We start from the raw sequence: 15,055 nt of genomic DNA on the forward strand, positions 1-15,055 counted from the left end.
GCGTCCGGGAGGGAAAGGCAAAAGGTTCTTCGGGGCCTCGACTTTTTGCTTCCCTTCGCTAAAACCGTTGGTAGACTATGGTTGAGTGAATAGTCTCATCTCCCCCCGCTGGGGGATCGGCTCCGAAGGCGTCATGCCAACGAGCCTTCGGTGAACATCAGTCTCGTCCAGAGTTCGTCCCGCGCCTCTCGAGTGGAGGTCCATCGTGGGGGGAAACCGCTCTTGATGGGACGGAATAACTTCGCGATAAGTTTGCTAGTCGATGGCCTGCCCTGAAGAGGGCTGGGTTAGGGACTTGTTGCTCGTCGGCTTTGTTCGCGTCCTGCTCCCGCGTCGGGATGACAACGGTGTTCGCTTGGCAGGTCGTGATGCCAGGATTGGGCCAGAGCCACGTGGAGGTGACGACGATGGAAGACAGCACATCAATCGGAAAACGCATCAAGATCGAGAACGAGATTCTCTTCTACGTACGTGAGGCCCTTTCGGTGGCCATTCGGGCGCCGCTGGCGCACGAGACCGCGATCGAATGGCTCGAACGGGCTCAGTTCCTGGTCGGCTCTTTCTCCCGCCACGTGCGTCGCCTTTTCGCGATCGAGGAAGAGGGCGGCTACATGGACTTCGTGACGGCCCTCAAGCCGACCTTCGCCAATCGCGCCGCGAAGTTGCGAGAGGAGCACCGCAGCCTCGTCTCCGATCTCGAGGGCATTCGCGCCGACGCCCACAACACGAATCCAAGCAACCTGGCGAACTTGCACAGCCTGCAACAACGGTTGCTCGGCTTCTTCCGTCGCCTCGAGAGTCACCGCCATCACGAGTGGGAACTCCTGCAGGAGACCTACCTCGTCGATCTCGGGGGCGAAGGATAAGCGAAGTCTACGTTCGCGATGACCGCTCGACGACGCCACTCCGCCGCGGCGGTGGGGACTGCCCCTTTCCCGGTTGAGTCACTATCCTTCCGGGAAGGGTAACGCGTGGATGTTCCACCACCGACTTGCCTTCGGTTCTTGAGATGATGTGGCACGAACACTACTCCGCGGCGGCTCGGCGTGCTCTCGACGCCGCCCGATGTTTGCCGCCCCTCTCCGGCCGGGACTCGGTCGATCCCCTCTCCCTGTTGGCCGCGCTTCTTCGCGACGATGAGAGCGAAGCGATCGCCTTGCTCCGACGAGCCAACATTCATGTGCTACACTTCATCAACGACCTCCCCTCGCTCGATGAGTTGGACGAATCGAGCAATCCCCCGCCCCAAGTGACGTACGATTCGGAAACGGCGCACGTGATGCGACTTGCCGCGGAGATGGTTCCCGCCGACGCCAGCCAAACCATTGGCAGCCAGGAACTTCTGCTCGCGCTCCTCGCGGGCTCGTCCACCGTCGCGAAGTTCCTCGGTGACCATGACGTCGACGCGGAGCAAATCCTCGCGATGAACCGCCAACCGGCCACGATCGCGGTCGACCCGGAGGACCAGCAACTCGATCTTCAAGTCGAGGAGGTGACCGAGCACCACGATGTCGCGCGGATCATCGACGCGAACGCCAATCGGGCCCGCGAGGGGATGCGGGTCGTCGAGGACTACGTTCGGTTCGCGCGCAACGACGCGGCACTGAGTCTCCGCCTTAAGGAGGCTCGGCATCGTTTTCAGGAGGCGTTCGCGTACTTGCCGACGACCGATCTTCTCGCCTCACGCGACACGACCGGCGACGTCGGCACTCGATTGACTACTCGCGCCGAGGCGAGTCGCGCGTCGGTCCGCGACGTCGTCCAAGCCAACCTCAAGCGTTCCCAGGAGGCGGTGCGGACGCTCGAGGAGTACGCCAAGACGATCAGCGCCGTGGCGGGGCGCATCTTCGAGAGCGTTCGCTACGAGTTGTACACGCTCGAGCGGTTATTGCTCATCCAGAGCGAGGCTGCTGGGCGAATCGCCGGGGCGAGCCTCTATTGGCTGGCCGATCCGGACGCCTGTTCCCGGACGCTCGACTGGATGGTCGAGCGGGCGGTCGCCGGCGGGGTGCAAGTCGTCCAACTTCGCGACAAGCGATCCGAGGATCGCGAATTGTTGAGGCTCGCTCAACTCGTTCGGCGAATCACCGCTCAAGCGGGCGCGATGTTCATCATGAACGATCGCCCCGACATCGCGCGGCTCGTCGACGCCGACGGGGTTCATGTCGGCCAGGAGGAACTTCCCGTCGCCCAAGTCCGTCGCATCGTCGGGACCGAGATGCTCGTTGGGGTCAGCACCCACAGCCTCGAGCAGGCCCGACAAGCGGTCCTCGATGGAGCCGACTACATCGGGATCGGACCGGTCTTTCCCTCACGGACCAAGCAGTTTGATGCCTTCGCGGGAATCCCTTCCGTGAAGCAAGTCGCCTCCGAGATCTCCCTTCCCGCGTTCGCGATCGGGGGAATCGGACCCGGCAATCTCCCTCAAGTCATGGATGCGGGAGCGACCCGAATCGCCGTCGGCCACGTCTTATGTGTCTGCGATGATCCGGCGTCGATGGCCCGGCAACTGCGTCACAAGCTTGATTCCACGAGTCACTAAAGGATCGGTGTCATGGTCGAACGAATTGTCTCGCTGATTCCCAGCGCCACGGAGATTGTCGCGGAACTTGTCGGTCCGTCGGAACGCTTGGTCGCGATCACGCACGAGTGCGATTACCCCGAATGGGTGCGCGATGTTCCCCAAATCGTCAGTCCCGCGAATGCCGCGTTGTTGACGGCGGCGCCGAGTGTCGTCGATCAGCAGGTCTCGAGCATCGTTGGAAGCGGTAAGTCGCTCTACAAACTCGATGTCGATCTCCTTGAAGCGATCGCTCCCGACGTCATCGTCACGCAGCGACTCTGCGACGTCTGCTCGGTGTCGGGCTCCGAAGTGGAGCGCGCGATCGGCTCGTTGTCTACCTACCCCAACGTCATCGAACTGAACCCCATCTATCTGATCGACGTCTTGGACGACATCATCACGGTCGGCAAGGGGATCGGCGAGTTGGAGAAGGCGCGGCGGTGGCGACGCGAACTCGAGCTTCGGCTCATGGCGGTGCCCAAACAAACGGTCGTCATGCCACTACCGAAAGTCCTGGCGCTGGGGTGGTCCGATCCGCTTTGGGTGGGGGGCCACTGGGTTCCCGAGATGATCAGCCGCGCCGGCGGCGTGCCGATCGGGGCCGAGGCGGGAATGCCGTCGACAAGGATCTCGTGGGAGAGGGTTCGGGCCGCCGACCCCGACATCATCCTGATGATGGCCTGCGGCTACGATGTCGAGCGGAACCTCGCTCAGTCGGCCAAACTCGAGGAACTTCCGGGCTGGACCGAGACACCCGCTTACCGAAATGGTCGGATCTACGCGGTCGACGCCAACGGCTACTTCAGTCGTCCCGGCCCACGTCTGGTCGACGGCACCGAGATGCTCTCGAGACTTTTCCGTGGGGAGCCGTTCGATGAGGAAGTCTGTCGGCCGATGGTTTAGAATGTCAGCAAAGATGACACGCCTTGCAACGTGGTTTCGATTGGTGAGCATAGCCGATGAGCGGTCAAGCAGGAGTTCGTGGATACCTGCTCCAGGCGCTTATCTGTGTACTTGATTGTCTCGACGAAACTCACGACTGGAGTGCAGTGGCTATCGAGCCACACGATGAGGCGGAGAAGATCGACATACTTTGGGAGTATCCTGGTTTTCGCAAAGTTGTCCAAGTCAAATCGTCAAAGAACCAGATAAACCTGGCTTCAGTAAGGAGTTGGGCCGAAGACCTAGAAGCTTCCGCAACAGCTGATGAGTACGAGCTTCGGCTCATTGGGCCTTGTTCCCAAGCTGTTTGTGAAACTCGAAGCCATGGTCGTGTTTGGGTTCCTGTTCCTCAATCGCTCGACATCAAAGCTCTTTCGCAACAAGCTGCTCATAGGCTTGACGGATTCTTAACACGAATCGGCAACACGCATCGTCCAAGTCCAGTTGTTAGAGAGATTCTTGTCGATGCGATGAGCAACCGACTTGGTTTGCTTTCGACAACAGGAGAGACGATTTCTCGCGCAGACTTTGAAGTGATGGTCAAGTTGTGGGTGCGAGAGATCCAGCCAAAGTTGACGTCGCCCGTCGATAGCCGGGTTCAGTCCGGCATGGCGCGTCAAATCCGGAATCCTCCGCGTGAGTTTGTAGGCCACCGCATTGAATTGCGAGAGGCTGAATCTTACATACGCTCAGGGAGCCGTCTCGTTGGAGTTCGGGGGATGCCTGGTGTCGGAAAGACAGCGTTTTCCCTTAAGCTCGCATCCGCTGTAGGTGAGTTGTTCCCCGACGCACAGTTTCAGCTCGACATGCATGGCCAAACTACACGTCCTCTGTCTCCAATTGACGCCAAGAGGCTTGTGATCAGGACGACGATGCCCGATGCGATGTTGCCAGAAGTCGATTCGGAGATCGAAGCGCTCTACCAAACGATAATGCATGGGAAGCGTTCCATGCTGTTCGTTGACAATGTACCAGATGCCGACTCGGTTGCATCTCTTGATCCGGGTAATGACTCGTTGCTCCTGTTTGCAACGAGAAGGCGATTCTCCCTTCCCGGATTGTTGTCCGTTGATCTAGGGCCGTTGGAGTGCGCTTTCGCAATAGAGTTGCTCCAAAAACTTTGTCCTCGCATCAGCCATGAGGCCAGGAGGATCGCAGATCTTTGCGGGTATCTGCCGCTCGCGTTGCGAGTATGCGCTTGCGCGATAGCTGAGCGGCCCGACATAGGTGTGGCGGATCATGTCGAAGAGTTGGTGGGAAAGCGATCCTTTCTGGGGTATGTCGAAGCAGCGATTGCGCTTAGCTATGATCTCCTGGAACGGGAAGTACAAGAGCGGTTTCACCTCCTGTCTCTGTTCAGTTCACATTTCGATCGGTCTGCGGCTGCAGCCGTGTGGGACACTGAAGATGAAGCAGCAGGTGTGACGCTTGGTACGCTATTGTTGCATAGCGTCGTCGAGTGGGACCAAACTGTTGAGCGGTACTGGATGCATGACCTCCTTGCACAGTTCGCTGGAGAGTGCCTTGGAGACTCGTGCCTGTCGGAGGCAATGTGGCGATTCTGTCGACATTTTGCTGATAAGTGCTTGGCACTTGAGCAGCAGTATGAGACTGGAAGTGATTCAGCGACTGAGGCACTCATGGGATTTGATGTTGATCGTCCCAATATTGAGATTGCCTTCGAATGGGTAGTTCATCGTTTGGGCGACGCTCACGAGGCAGTGCAACTTTGTATCGACTACGTTGCTCGGGCTGCTCAAATTCGAGACATGAGGCAGCACCCTCTGGAGAGGATCCGTTGGTGCCGAGTTGGACTGGAAGCAGCAAGGAAAGCAGGTGACTTCCATGCGAGCGTCCAGTTCCTTGGAAATGGTGCAAGAGCGCATGCGGAACTCGGAGATCTTCAAGGTGCTAGGTCGATTCATGAAGAAGTGTTGAGCATGGCTCGGAAGTCCGGTCATGGTCAGCACGAGTGTACAGCATTGATTCAGCTAGGAAACATGGAGTTGGAGTCGGAGAGTTTCGATGTTGCCAAGCAGAGATTCGAAGATGCTGCGAGAGTTGCAGCAGCTATAGAAGAGCCATCACTTGGAGCGGCGGCGGCGGCAAACTTGGCTCAGGTGCTGATTCAACTCGGTGATATCGATTCGGCGAAGAAACACTTGGCTATAGCCTGCGATGCATTTGCGATGCTTGGGGATCAGCGTGGCATCCTTACTCCACTCGCATTGATGGCAAAGATTGCGGCCATAGGCGAAGACTACCAGCTCGCTACTGAGATTCTTGAGAACGCTATTGGGATTGCCGAGGAACTACGTGATCCTGTGAATATGCTCAGGCTGAGATGTGAACTCGGAAGGGTGAAACTCTCTTCAGGGAATTTCGATGACGCTGTCTGCATTCTTGAGAAGAACGTTGAGTTCGGCAGATCCGTTGGTCTCGTGAAATACGTCCTACAATCGTTGTCGTTCTTGGTCCAAGCGTATGAAAGTGCCAAGTTGCCTGCAAAGTGCGATTGTGCGCTACGCGAGCTTGAGGAAGTCGGCATGAAGATTGGGGGAGACGCCGTGGAAGCGAGTACTCGAAGGCTGCGCACGGAGATTCTTAGAATGCGGGGGCGACACGGAGAAGCAATAGCCCTGTGTAGGGAAAGCCTTGCTTGCGATCGCAAGGATGGTAGTTTGGACCGTGAATTGATCACTCTACTGAAGCTGTTCCAGCTTTGCGAAGAATTGGGAGACATCGAACAAGCGATCGAAATTCTAGACCGCGCAGTACAGATTGGCCGCGAGATCGGGGTTCCCGTCGTTGAGTCGATGTCGAGTACGCTCAGGAGACTTCGGGAAGGACAATGCTAGGTCGGGAGTTCGTATCCTTTGCCCGGAATCCCGGCCGCCTAGCTCTTGGCTTCGGCTTCCGCGTTGGCCTTCTCTTCTTCGTCGGCGCTCATCGAAAGGACGATCAGCGAGGCGGTGACCGCGGCGCCGGCGCAGATCAGGCCGCTAGCGGCGAGGAGCATCGGCAGGTACTCGTGCAGTCCGACGCCCCACAGAAGCAGGACGAAGATCAAGGCGCCAAAGGCTGTCCAAGCGGCGACTTTGCCGACAAATGCGAAATTGGGCATGGCTTCTCTACCTGACGTCCTCGGAGATTGGCTTCGACTCGCCTCGGGATCGCGGCGCCTCCATCGCGTTTCGTCGACGCGCGGCGGCAACTCGAATGGGAAACCGATACCCGCAAGTCACTTCCGCGACGTGGAGGTCGCACCCCACGGCAACTCCAGTTTATGGAGTCGGTCCCTCTCGCTCCAGTCCGAGTGCACCGAGAGGGAGATTCCCACCTAGCAGCCCGTTGATCTATTCGATGCCGGCTACGAACGGCCCTCTTGACCAATCTCGGCGTCCACAAAACTCGACGAATCTACAGATTCGCCTCCGTTTCTTCTCCTTGATCTTGGCCAACATGGCTCGTTCTCGCCTTGGCCCGCTTAAATCAACGGACTGCTAAACGCGGTTCATTCGGGCGGTTTCGGTCGGTCCTTCGCGGGTCGCCGGGGCCGGGGACGAGTCGGACTGCGACCCCAGTGCAACTTCTCGGTGAGCGTTCGGTAGTAACCGTGCCCCGCGATCTGGACCCGCAGGAGATCCTCGGAAGATCGTTTCAGGACGATCGTGTGGTCGGCGGTGATCGGACGTTGGCGGTAGCCGTCGACGATGAGCGTCGTTCCCTCGGAAGGATTGGGGCACCGGAGCTCAAAGCGGCGATTGGCCGACTCGACGAGGGGACGCCAGGTGAGCGAATGGGGACAGATCGGGGTGATGACGACCGCGGGGAGATGCTGGACGAGGATGGGCCCGCCCGCCGCCAAGTTGTGGGCGGTGCTGCCGATCGGGGTCGAGACGATCAGCCCGTCGCCGCTATAGGTCGCGACCGCCTGGCCTTCGATGGTCAGCTCCACGTCGGTGATGCGAAAGGGTGGCCCCGCGGAGATCACCGCCTCGTTGGCGACGCGCCACGACTCGCGGGTGTCGTCTCGTTCGAGATGGCAATCGAGGATGATGTGCCGCGTCACTTGGTATTGGCCCTGGAGCAGGGCGGGGCAGACTTGGGCGAACTGCTCGGGCGAGAGATCCGCCAGAAAGCCCAGACGCCCCAGATTGATACCTAAAAACGGGATTGGCGGACCTTCTACCTGGGTTGCCGCGCGGAGGAAGGCCCCGTCGCCGCCGAGGACGATCGCCATGTCGGCGTTGTGGTCGGTAATCGGTTCCGGCTCGCCGAGTTCGAAGCGCTCAATGATGCCGCCGTGCTCCTCGAGGATCTTGCGAATGATCTCGGCGTGACGCTTGGCGTGACGCTTTTTGCCGTTGCCGAGAATGAGGAACCGCGCCGGGGGCGACAGGGAAGTTGATTCGAGGGCATTGTCGATCATGGTCACGTCGCACCTGCCCCCTGCGTCCCGGGTCGCCTGGCCTGAGTCCCGAGTCCTTGGCTTTTGATCCCAAGAAGGCGAGTGTTTGGGGATTGTGAAGGGAGCTTGGTACGCCAACGTCTCCCCAGCGCCCGCGAGGCTAACAGGCGGCGGGACCGGCTCGCAAGCGTTTTGCGGGGAATGTCCCGCGAAAGACGCGCCGCGCGGAACCGCCAAGACAGCAGGATTGGTTCGACCGTCAAGAAATGAAACGAGCGTCCCTCCGGGGAAGGACGCTCGCGGTGGTTCGATGGCTTCGAGGCGATCAGTAGGGACCGTAGATGTCCTGATAGCTCTCGGGGATCGCCTCCATCTCGGGGCTCGTGCAGATGTGCAGGTGGTCCTTGTCGATATAAACCACTTCGACATCCTTCTCGTCGACGAACCAGGAGAAGGGCCAGTAGCTGTAGCGAATATTCTGGAAGTAGATCGTGCACTTGTAGTGACAGTGATGGAGCTGAGCCGGGCCGACCAGCGGGTAGAAGCGGCAATCGTCGATGTGATCGACGATCTTCTCGACGACGATCTCCATGTCGTTGTAGTGCTTCTCGTAGAGGAACGGGATGTTGCCGATGACTTGGCCGCTCGGCTTCTTCATGACGCGAAGGACGTCATACTCGCTCGGCGGATCCATGCAGAAGACCGGGGCGTAGTCGCGCACCGGCGGCATGATCGGGACCTCGGAATAGTCCTTTTCCTTCTTTTCCTGGATGTGATCGCCGATGAACTGGGGAACCGGCACCGGCATCCAGAAAGGCCAGGGAAGATCACCATGATACCAGACATCGACGGAGCAGCCGGTACCCGTCGTGATCGAAAGGACGCTCAGCAAGATGCCGGCCAGAATACGTCGCGAACGCATGGGTTCCCTCCCTTGACGACAACGTGGCGGCTATTTCCGAACGCTGTTCCTCGAACGCTCCTGTTCGAAAGCGTTCGGTGTGCCGGCGGCGATCGGCTCGCCTCTCCAACGGGAGCCACACCTCGGCACCAAAGCAACTTGCCACGACACTTATATCGCTCGTTCGCATGCCAAGCTTTGAGGGAAATGTGACGGTTTTGTGGAAGAGAGCGCGAAGGGGGGAATGGAGGGTTCACGAATGAGCTCGGATGGCTTGCCTAGATTGCCAGAGTTCTCACCAGGAACGCAACCGGTCGATTCGCCGCTCGCTCGACGTCAATCACGCCTCGGATGAGTCCGCCAGGTCCAGGAGGATGCTGGGTGCCATGCCCTCGTTCGCGTGGGCATGCGGGAAACGCCACGTCGTTCCATTCGTGACCGCGGCGGCGGGGAATTGGAGTACCAGTCAACGCTCTTGCCACGAAACGCGCCATCTCGGACACGAATTGGACTCGGGTCACGCTTCGGACGATTCCTCCAGGTCCGGGGGAAGTCGTGGCGCGAAATATTGGTCGAAGACGAGCCAGCTCGCGCGCGAGTAGCGGAAGAAGTAGAGCGGAAAGAGCACCGCGAAAATGAGCATTCCCCCGACGACGGTGTAGTGCGGAATCCCCAGGAGAGCGTAGCACACCACGTAGATGATCACTTCCAGGACGCCGGTGAGTCCGTAGTTGAAGTAGATCGCCCCGAGAAAGTAGCCCGGCTCGCGGACAATCTCGACGTCGCACACCGGGCATCGCTCTTCGGTGTGGAACCAACCCTTGAAGATTACCCCTTCCTTGCAGACCGGGCAACGCAGGCGAAACGCGTTGACGAAGAGAGTCGCGAAGCGGTTGTCGAAGACCTTCTCCGCGTAGCCGCCCGGCTCGGCATGCTCGTGGTTCGCTGGTGAGCGAAACATCACCCGAGCCATCACCACGACGGGGACGAGGAAAAGCAGAACGATTAGGATGCTGTCCATGGTAGGCTGGATTCCACGCGCGGAAGTTCCATGTTTCATGCAGGGCCCTACAGGAGAGATAGAGCCGTCGATGCCCCTGAGATCGTTGTAGTGACTTTGGGGGGAGACAACGTGTCGCTGAGGCCACGCTCCTTCTTCGGACCGGAAAGCGCCGGAAAGCGTGTCGAGGTCAGCGCCGTGGGGGGGATGCTCGCCTTAGGGACTTTTCGCCAAGGATGTGCCAAAGAAGACACGACATGAACGATGTGCCCATGACTCCCGTCCTGCCGCGCGAGGAATACGTCGAACAGGCCTACTTCTGGCGTGTCTTCCGCGAACGGATTCAGGACGGTCAACCGTCGCAGGAGATCCTCGAGTTCTTGAAGAGAGAGCTTCTTTCGACGACCAAACTTCCGCTCGCGGTCGAGTTCATGCTCGACGAGCTCAAGCACAGTGGGTTGCTCGGGGCGGCGATCGCCGCGGTGCCCCACTACTTCACTCCTTTTCAATGCCACGTCATCAGCCAGGCGGAAGATCCCGCGTCTCGGTTCACCTTCACGCAAGCCCTGTTGATCTTGGAACGCGAGGCGCACTACCGGGCCGAGAAGCCGACGTTGCCGGGGCTCTTCTTCTATCACGTCGAGACGGTCAGTCGCAATCGACTCGGCTACCGGGCCGGTCTCGAGAGTATGATGCGCGATGCCTTCTACGAGCCGGCGTGGCGGGAGTACCTGCGAATGGTGCGGGTCCAACTCGGGACGCGTGATTTAGCGGAACTCGTCTTCGCACGCTCGCAGCACTTCCTCGACGAGCGCCGCCGCCAGAATCCCGCCTACGAGGCGAGTTTCGAGCCGCTCTTCGGCGAGAAGGAAGGCAAGATCGCCGCCGCGAGCATCGGGCATGAGCCGTCGTACTTCTTCTCGGCCCTCCAACGTCAGCTTGGCTATCCGAGCGTTCCACGCTTACCGCGCGCTGATGCTGTCGGCGATCCCATCAAGGAACTGGCCAAGAAGCTCAAGCTGCTCGAGCAGAAGTTCTCGATTCTCGAGCAAGAGTTGAAAGGTTCGGTCGACCTAACGCCCTTCCTCGCCAAGCCCGACGACCTCGAAGGCAGCGCCTAGTGGGCGGCAGCCTCACGCGATGGCCAGTTGGCGCTGAATGGTCCGCCCTTGGTAGGTTAGGCCATTACCTGACAGGCGTTGGCGAGCGATGGGGCAAGTCCGTTGAGCGTACGCCGAAGGCTCAAGGGAAGACGTTTGGAAGACCGCTTCAGGGTTTGGAAATCGTGGGTCACCACAACCCAGGGTGCGCGAAACGCGACCCTGGGAAATCGAATCAACGGAAGAAGCAACCCCGGAGGGGTTGTCTAGACTCACAGTTCCTCGACGCGCTGCGAAACCTGGAATTGCTCCCAGTCCCCGAGGACGGCGTGCAAACGCACTTCGCGGCGTTTGCGCCAGACCTTCACCTCCACCTTCTTTCCGATCGGTGTCTGACTGACGATGTTGATCAGATGGGCGTCGCTGTCGACGACCTGACCGTCGAACTCGAGGATGACGTCCTTCGGCTTGAGCCCGGCACGCGCGGCGGGCGTCTTGGGATGGACCCGGTGGACGGCGGCGCCGCGCGCGACCGACAGTCCCAGCCGGCGGGCGTCGCGGAAGTCGAAGCCGTTGGGGAACTCGACGCCGAGAAAGCCCCGGCGCACCTTGCCGTGCGCGAGCAACTCGCCCATCACCCAGTGGACGATGTCGGCCGGAATGCTGAAGGCCACGCCGCTACTGGAGCCCGATTCGGACGCGATGGCGGTGTTGACGCCAATCACTTCGCCACGGAGGTTCAGCAGAGGCCCGCCGCTATTGCCGGGATTGATGGCCGCGTCGGTTTGGATGAATTCCCGCATCCGCAGATTGCCGGGGATTCCCAATTGGCGGCGTTGTTTGGCGCTGATGATCCCGTGGGTGACGCTCTGGGAGAGCCCGAAGGGGCTGCCGATGGCGATGACCCATTGGCCGATGTGCAAATCGTCGCTTCGGCCGAGGCGAGCCGCGGGAAGGTTGGGCTCGTCGAGATCGAGAAAGGCGAGGTCGGTCTCCGGGTCGGCCCAGACATCGGTGGGAGTGATCACGCGCCCATCGGCGAGGGTGATCGAGATGTCGTCGAGCAGTGCCCCCTCGACGACGTGCAAGTTCGTCAGGACGATTGGATGGTCGAGTTGGGCGGGGCGGATGAGAACCCCCGAGCCGGAGTCCTCAGAGTTTACCTCGCCGGTGTCGTCGACGTGTTGCGACTCGATGTAGACGACGGCGGGCGCGGCCGCGTCGGCGACCGATTCGAAGACGCTCGCGGTCATCTCCAGGAGTCGAACCCGATCGTCGAAGGCCGACTGGGCGTGGACGTCCGTCCCCAGGAAACAGGCCGTCATCGTCGAGGCGGTGATTCCGGTTCCCAATGAAAGTGCCAGCATCGTGGCGGCGAGGTTGCGTCCGTGGATGGGCATGGCAAGTCCTTGGTACGGGGTTGCGTGACAGGGGAGCATTGCCGACGGGTGACTGAAGTCAAGCGGACCGACGGGGCGTGCTCGGCCGGACGACATTGGGAATCCAGTCCCTTCGCTCCAATGCGGAAACTTTACATGAACTTGAGGGGAGATTGCCGGAGATCGCGATCGTCCGGGGTGATGGGACGTGGGCCGACACGCGGCATGATGGAAGCGGTCACGGGATCGGTGCGGCGTCGAGAGGAGGCGGCGAGTAGGCGGAGATTGACGACTGAGTCCAGGAGTGTGAATGCGCGTGCGGTGTTTGACAGCCTTTGGCGGGCGACTTAGAATCGGCCTGCTTTCACTCCATCTCGCGAGTCAACCATCGTGCATAATGACGGCACGGGAAGGGGCTCAACATTCCGGCATCGTCGATGCCTCGCCGATCCGAGAAGGAGTCACGGGGAAGAAGCTTGACCACGGGACGCCCGTGGTCGATGCTCGGGAATCGATGTCGATGTCTCGATCCATCAAGCTGAAATAGGCATGTGTCAGGCGCTCCGCGACGCCGGCAGACGAACGATCTGTCCGCGGCGGGCGACGAGAGGGGAACCGAATGAGCGATGAACAACAGGGCGGAATCACCACGGTACTCAAGGAAGATCGCTCCTTCCCGCCCCCGCAGGAGTTTCAAACGCGGGCCAGCGTGAAGAGCATGGAAGAGTACGAGCAGCTCTGGCAAAAGTCGATCGACGACTCCGAGACGTTCTGGACCGAGCAAGCCGAGACACTTCTCGATTGGGACCAGCGTTGGGAGACGCTACTCGAGTGGAACGCTCCCTTCGCGAAGTGGTTCGTCGGCGGCAAGCTCAACGCCTGTCACAACTGCGTCGATCGCCACCTGTTGACCTGGCGAAAGAACAAGGCGGCGATCGTCTGGGAAGGGGAGCCGGGCGATAGCCGGGTGCTGACCTTCAGCGATCTGCACCGCGAAGTCTGCAAGTTCTCCAACGCTCTCAAGAGTATCGGCGTGACCAAGGGCCAACGCGTCACGATCTACATGCCGATGATCCCGGAGTTGGCGATCGCGGTCCTCGCGTGCGCCCGCATCGGGGCGCCGCATAGCGTCGTCTTCGGCGGTTTCAGCAGCGAGGCCCTCGCCGATCGCAACAACGATGCCGAAGCTTCGGTGATGATCACCGCCGACGGTGGTTGGCGTCGCGGCAAGATCATCCCCCTCAAGGACAACGTCGACGAATGCCTGACCAAGTCGCCGACGGTCAAGAACGTCATCGTCTACAAGCGGACCGGCCAAGAGATCTCGATGGAGTCCGGTCGCGATCACTGGTGGCACGAGCTAGTCGAGGAGCAGTCGGCCGACTGTCCCGCCGAGCCGATGGACAGCGAAGACCCGCTCTTTCTGCTCTACACCTCCGGCTCGACCGGCAAGCCGAAGGGAATCCTGCATACCACCGCGGGCTATCTCCTCGGGGCGACGCTCACGACCCGCTACATCTTCGACTTGAAGGAAGAGGACACTTACTGGTGCACCGCCGACGTCGGCTGGATCACCGGTCACAGCTACATCGTTTACGGGCCGCTCTCCAACGGCGCGACGACGGTGATGTACGAGGGTGCTCCGAATTGGCCCGACGCCGGTCGTTTTTGGGACGTGATCGAGAAGTACCGCGTCAATATCCTCTACACCGCGCCGACGGCGATTCGCGCCTTCATCAAGTCGGGAGATCAGTGGCCGAAGAAGCACGATCTGACGTCGCTCCGCCTCCTCGGGACGGTTGGCGAGCCGATCAACCCGGAAGCGTGGATGTGGTACCACGAGGTGATCGGCGGTGGGCGTTGTCCGATTGTCGATACGTGGTGGCAGACCGAGACCGGCTCGATCATGATCTCGCCGCTGCCTGGGGCGACCCCGACGGTCCCCGGGTGCGCGACGCGTCCGTTCTTCGGGATTCAGCCGCAGATTGTCGACAAGGAGGGCAAGGAGGTCACTCAGGGGCGGGGCGGTTTCCTAGTCATGGCGAAGCCGTGGCCGAGCATGCTCCGCAATATTTGGGGAGACGAGGAACGCTTTAAGCAGACCTACTGGAGCCAAGTCGCCGGCAAGTACTTCACCGGTGATGGGGCTCGCCGCGACGAGAAAGGGTACTTCTGGATTCTTGGTCGCGTCGATGATGTCATCAACGTTTCCGGGCACCGTCTCTCCACGATGGAGGTCGAAAGCGCCTTGGTGAGCCACGACGATGTCGCCGAGGCCGCCGTGGTCGGTCGACCCCATGAAGTCAAGGGCGAGGCGATCACCTGCTTCGTGACCCTCGAGGAGGGCAAGCAGCCGTCGCCGGAGTTGAAGACGGAGCTTTCGAAGCACGTCGTCGACCAGATCGGCGCCTTGGCACGCCCGGAAGAGATTCGTTTCACCGATTCGTTGCCAAAGACGCGTTCGGGCAAGATCATGCGTCGTCTGCTTCGGGACGTCGCCGCCGGTCGCGAATCGCAGGGCGATACCAGTACGCTGGAGGACTTCACGGTCCTGGCTCAGCTTCGCGATGGGGACGAATAAGTCCTGGGCGGTTCGGCTGGTTGATAGGTTGGGCGGCTTCCGCACCGTTGCCGTCCTCCAGGTTTCGCTCGGGTTTATGCCTTCGCTGGCGTGGTCGCCGGGTGTCCTGCCCCCGATCGCGTGGGCAGGGGAGAGGTCCTGGTGGAGCGGGATGAGGTTCGCGCGTTCGTGAGTGCGG

11 protein-coding genes are annotated in these 15,055 nt (G+C 60.4%); 6 read left to right on the plus strand and 5 right to left on the minus strand.

The features are described 5' to 3' along the window. Positions 1-407: 407 nt before the first annotated feature. The 4 genes from Pan216_RS03410 to Pan216_RS03425 all read left to right on the plus strand — a co-directional run bounded on the left by Pan216_RS03410 (position 408) and on the right by Pan216_RS03425 (position 6,363). Positions 408-866 carry a hypothetical protein gene (locus tag Pan216_RS03410; protein ID WP_145254834.1) on the plus strand — a complete coding sequence of 153 codons (459 nt, stop codon included), beginning with the start codon at positions 408-410 and terminating at the stop codon, positions 864-866. A gap of 125 nt (positions 867-991) precedes the next feature. Continuing rightward, the gene (locus tag Pan216_RS03415; protein WP_145254837.1) at positions 992-2,542 is read left to right on the plus strand and encodes a thiamine phosphate synthase; all 1,551 of its coding nucleotides are present in this window, start codon (positions 992-994) and stop codon (positions 2,540-2,542) included. A gap of 12 nt (positions 2,543-2,554) precedes the next feature. Continuing rightward, positions 2,555-3,466, plus strand: a complete 912-nt coding sequence (locus Pan216_RS03420) for an ABC transporter substrate-binding protein (protein WP_145254840.1) — start codon at positions 2,555-2,557, stop codon at positions 3,464-3,466. A gap of 56 nt (positions 3,467-3,522) precedes the next feature. Next, the gene (locus tag Pan216_RS03425) at positions 3,523-6,363 is read left to right on the plus strand and encodes a tetratricopeptide repeat protein (protein ID WP_145254844.1); all 2,841 of its coding nucleotides are present in this window, start codon (positions 3,523-3,525) and stop codon (positions 6,361-6,363) included. A 38-nt stretch (positions 6,364-6,401) separates the two neighbouring features. On the opposite strand, the gene Pan216_RS03430 is transcribed toward Pan216_RS03425, so the two are convergent. From Pan216_RS03430 to Pan216_RS03445, 4 genes are all read right to left on the minus strand, one after another. Next, the gene (locus Pan216_RS03430; protein ID WP_145254846.1) at positions 6,402-6,629 is read right to left on the minus strand and encodes a hypothetical protein; all 228 of its coding nucleotides are present in this window, start codon (positions 6,627-6,629) and stop codon (positions 6,402-6,404) included. Positions 6,630-7,019: 390 nt separating this feature from the next. Then, positions 7,020-7,937: an NAD(+)/NADH kinase gene (locus Pan216_RS03435; protein ID WP_419193211.1), complete on the minus strand. Its 918-nt coding sequence runs from the start codon at positions 7,935-7,937 to the stop codon at positions 7,020-7,022. A gap of 304 nt (positions 7,938-8,241) precedes the next feature. Then, a complete protein-coding gene (locus Pan216_RS03440; RefSeq protein WP_145254851.1) occupies positions 8,242-8,838 on the minus strand; it encodes a hypothetical protein in 597 nt (198 codons plus the stop codon). A gap of 496 nt (positions 8,839-9,334) precedes the next feature. Next, positions 9,335-9,838: a DUF983 domain-containing protein gene (locus tag Pan216_RS03445; protein ID WP_419193212.1), complete on the minus strand. Its 504-nt coding sequence runs from the start codon at positions 9,836-9,838 to the stop codon at positions 9,335-9,337. A gap of 236 nt (positions 9,839-10,074) precedes the next feature. Here Pan216_RS03445 and Pan216_RS03450 point away from each other — a divergent pair, with 236 nt between their 5' ends. After that, complete coding sequence (locus tag Pan216_RS03450; protein ID WP_419193213.1) at positions 10,075-10,938, plus strand: hypothetical protein; 864 nt, start codon at positions 10,075-10,077, stop codon at positions 10,936-10,938. A gap of 251 nt (positions 10,939-11,189) precedes the next feature. Here Pan216_RS03450 and Pan216_RS03455 read toward each other — a convergent pair whose 3' ends face one another. Next, complete coding sequence (locus Pan216_RS03455; protein WP_145254857.1) at positions 11,190-12,317, minus strand: S1C family serine protease; 1,128 nt, start codon at positions 12,315-12,317, stop codon at positions 11,190-11,192. Positions 12,318-12,915: 598 nt separating this feature from the next. Between Pan216_RS03455 and acs the strand changes: the two genes are divergently transcribed. Continuing rightward, complete coding sequence (gene acs / locus Pan216_RS03460) at positions 12,916-14,877, plus strand: acetate--CoA ligase (protein ID WP_145254860.1); 1,962 nt, start codon at positions 12,916-12,918, stop codon at positions 14,875-14,877. Positions 14,878-15,055 lie beyond the last annotated feature (178 nt).

Source organism: Kolteria novifilia (genome assembly GCA_007748055.1).
In the GTDB taxonomy this organism is placed as follows: Bacteria; Planctomycetota; Planctomycetia; order Kolteriales; family Kolteriaceae; genus Kolteria; species Kolteria novifilia.

Excerpts from the sequence above, each read along its gene's own strand:
- Pan216_RS03430 (WP_145254846.1), bottom strand. The coding sequence starts at position 6,629 with ATGCCCAATTTCGCATTTGTCGGCAAAGTCGCCGCTTGGACAGCCTTT.
- Pan216_RS03420 (WP_145254840.1), top strand. The coding sequence starts at position 2,555 with ATGGTCGAACGAATTGTCTCGCTGATTCCCAGCGCCACGGAGATTGTC.
- Pan216_RS03410 (WP_145254834.1), top strand. The coding sequence starts at position 408 with ATGGAAGACAGCACATCAATCGGAAAACGCATCAAGATCGAGAACGAG.
- Pan216_RS03445 (WP_419193212.1), bottom strand. The coding sequence starts at position 9,838 with ATGGACAGCATCCTAATCGTTCTGCTTTTCCTCGTCCCCGTCGTGGTG.
- Pan216_RS03425 (WP_145254844.1), top strand. The coding sequence starts at position 3,523 with ATGAGCGGTCAAGCAGGAGTTCGTGGATACCTGCTCCAGGCGCTTATC.
- Pan216_RS03450 (WP_419193213.1), top strand. The coding sequence starts at position 10,075 with ATGAACGATGTGCCCATGACTCCCGTCCTGCCGCGCGAGGAATACGTC.
- acs (WP_145254860.1), top strand. The coding sequence starts at position 12,916 with ATGAGCGATGAACAACAGGGCGGAATCACCACGGTACTCAAGGAAGAT.
- Pan216_RS03440 (WP_145254851.1), bottom strand. The coding sequence starts at position 8,838 with ATGCGTTCGCGACGTATTCTGGCCGGCATCTTGCTGAGCGTCCTTTCG.
- Pan216_RS03435 (WP_419193211.1), bottom strand. The coding sequence starts at position 7,937 with ATGATCGACAATGCCCTCGAATCAACTTCCCTGTCGCCCCCGGCGCGG.
- Pan216_RS03455 (WP_145254857.1), bottom strand. The coding sequence starts at position 12,317 with ATGCCCATCCACGGACGCAACCTCGCCGCCACGATGCTGGCACTTTCA.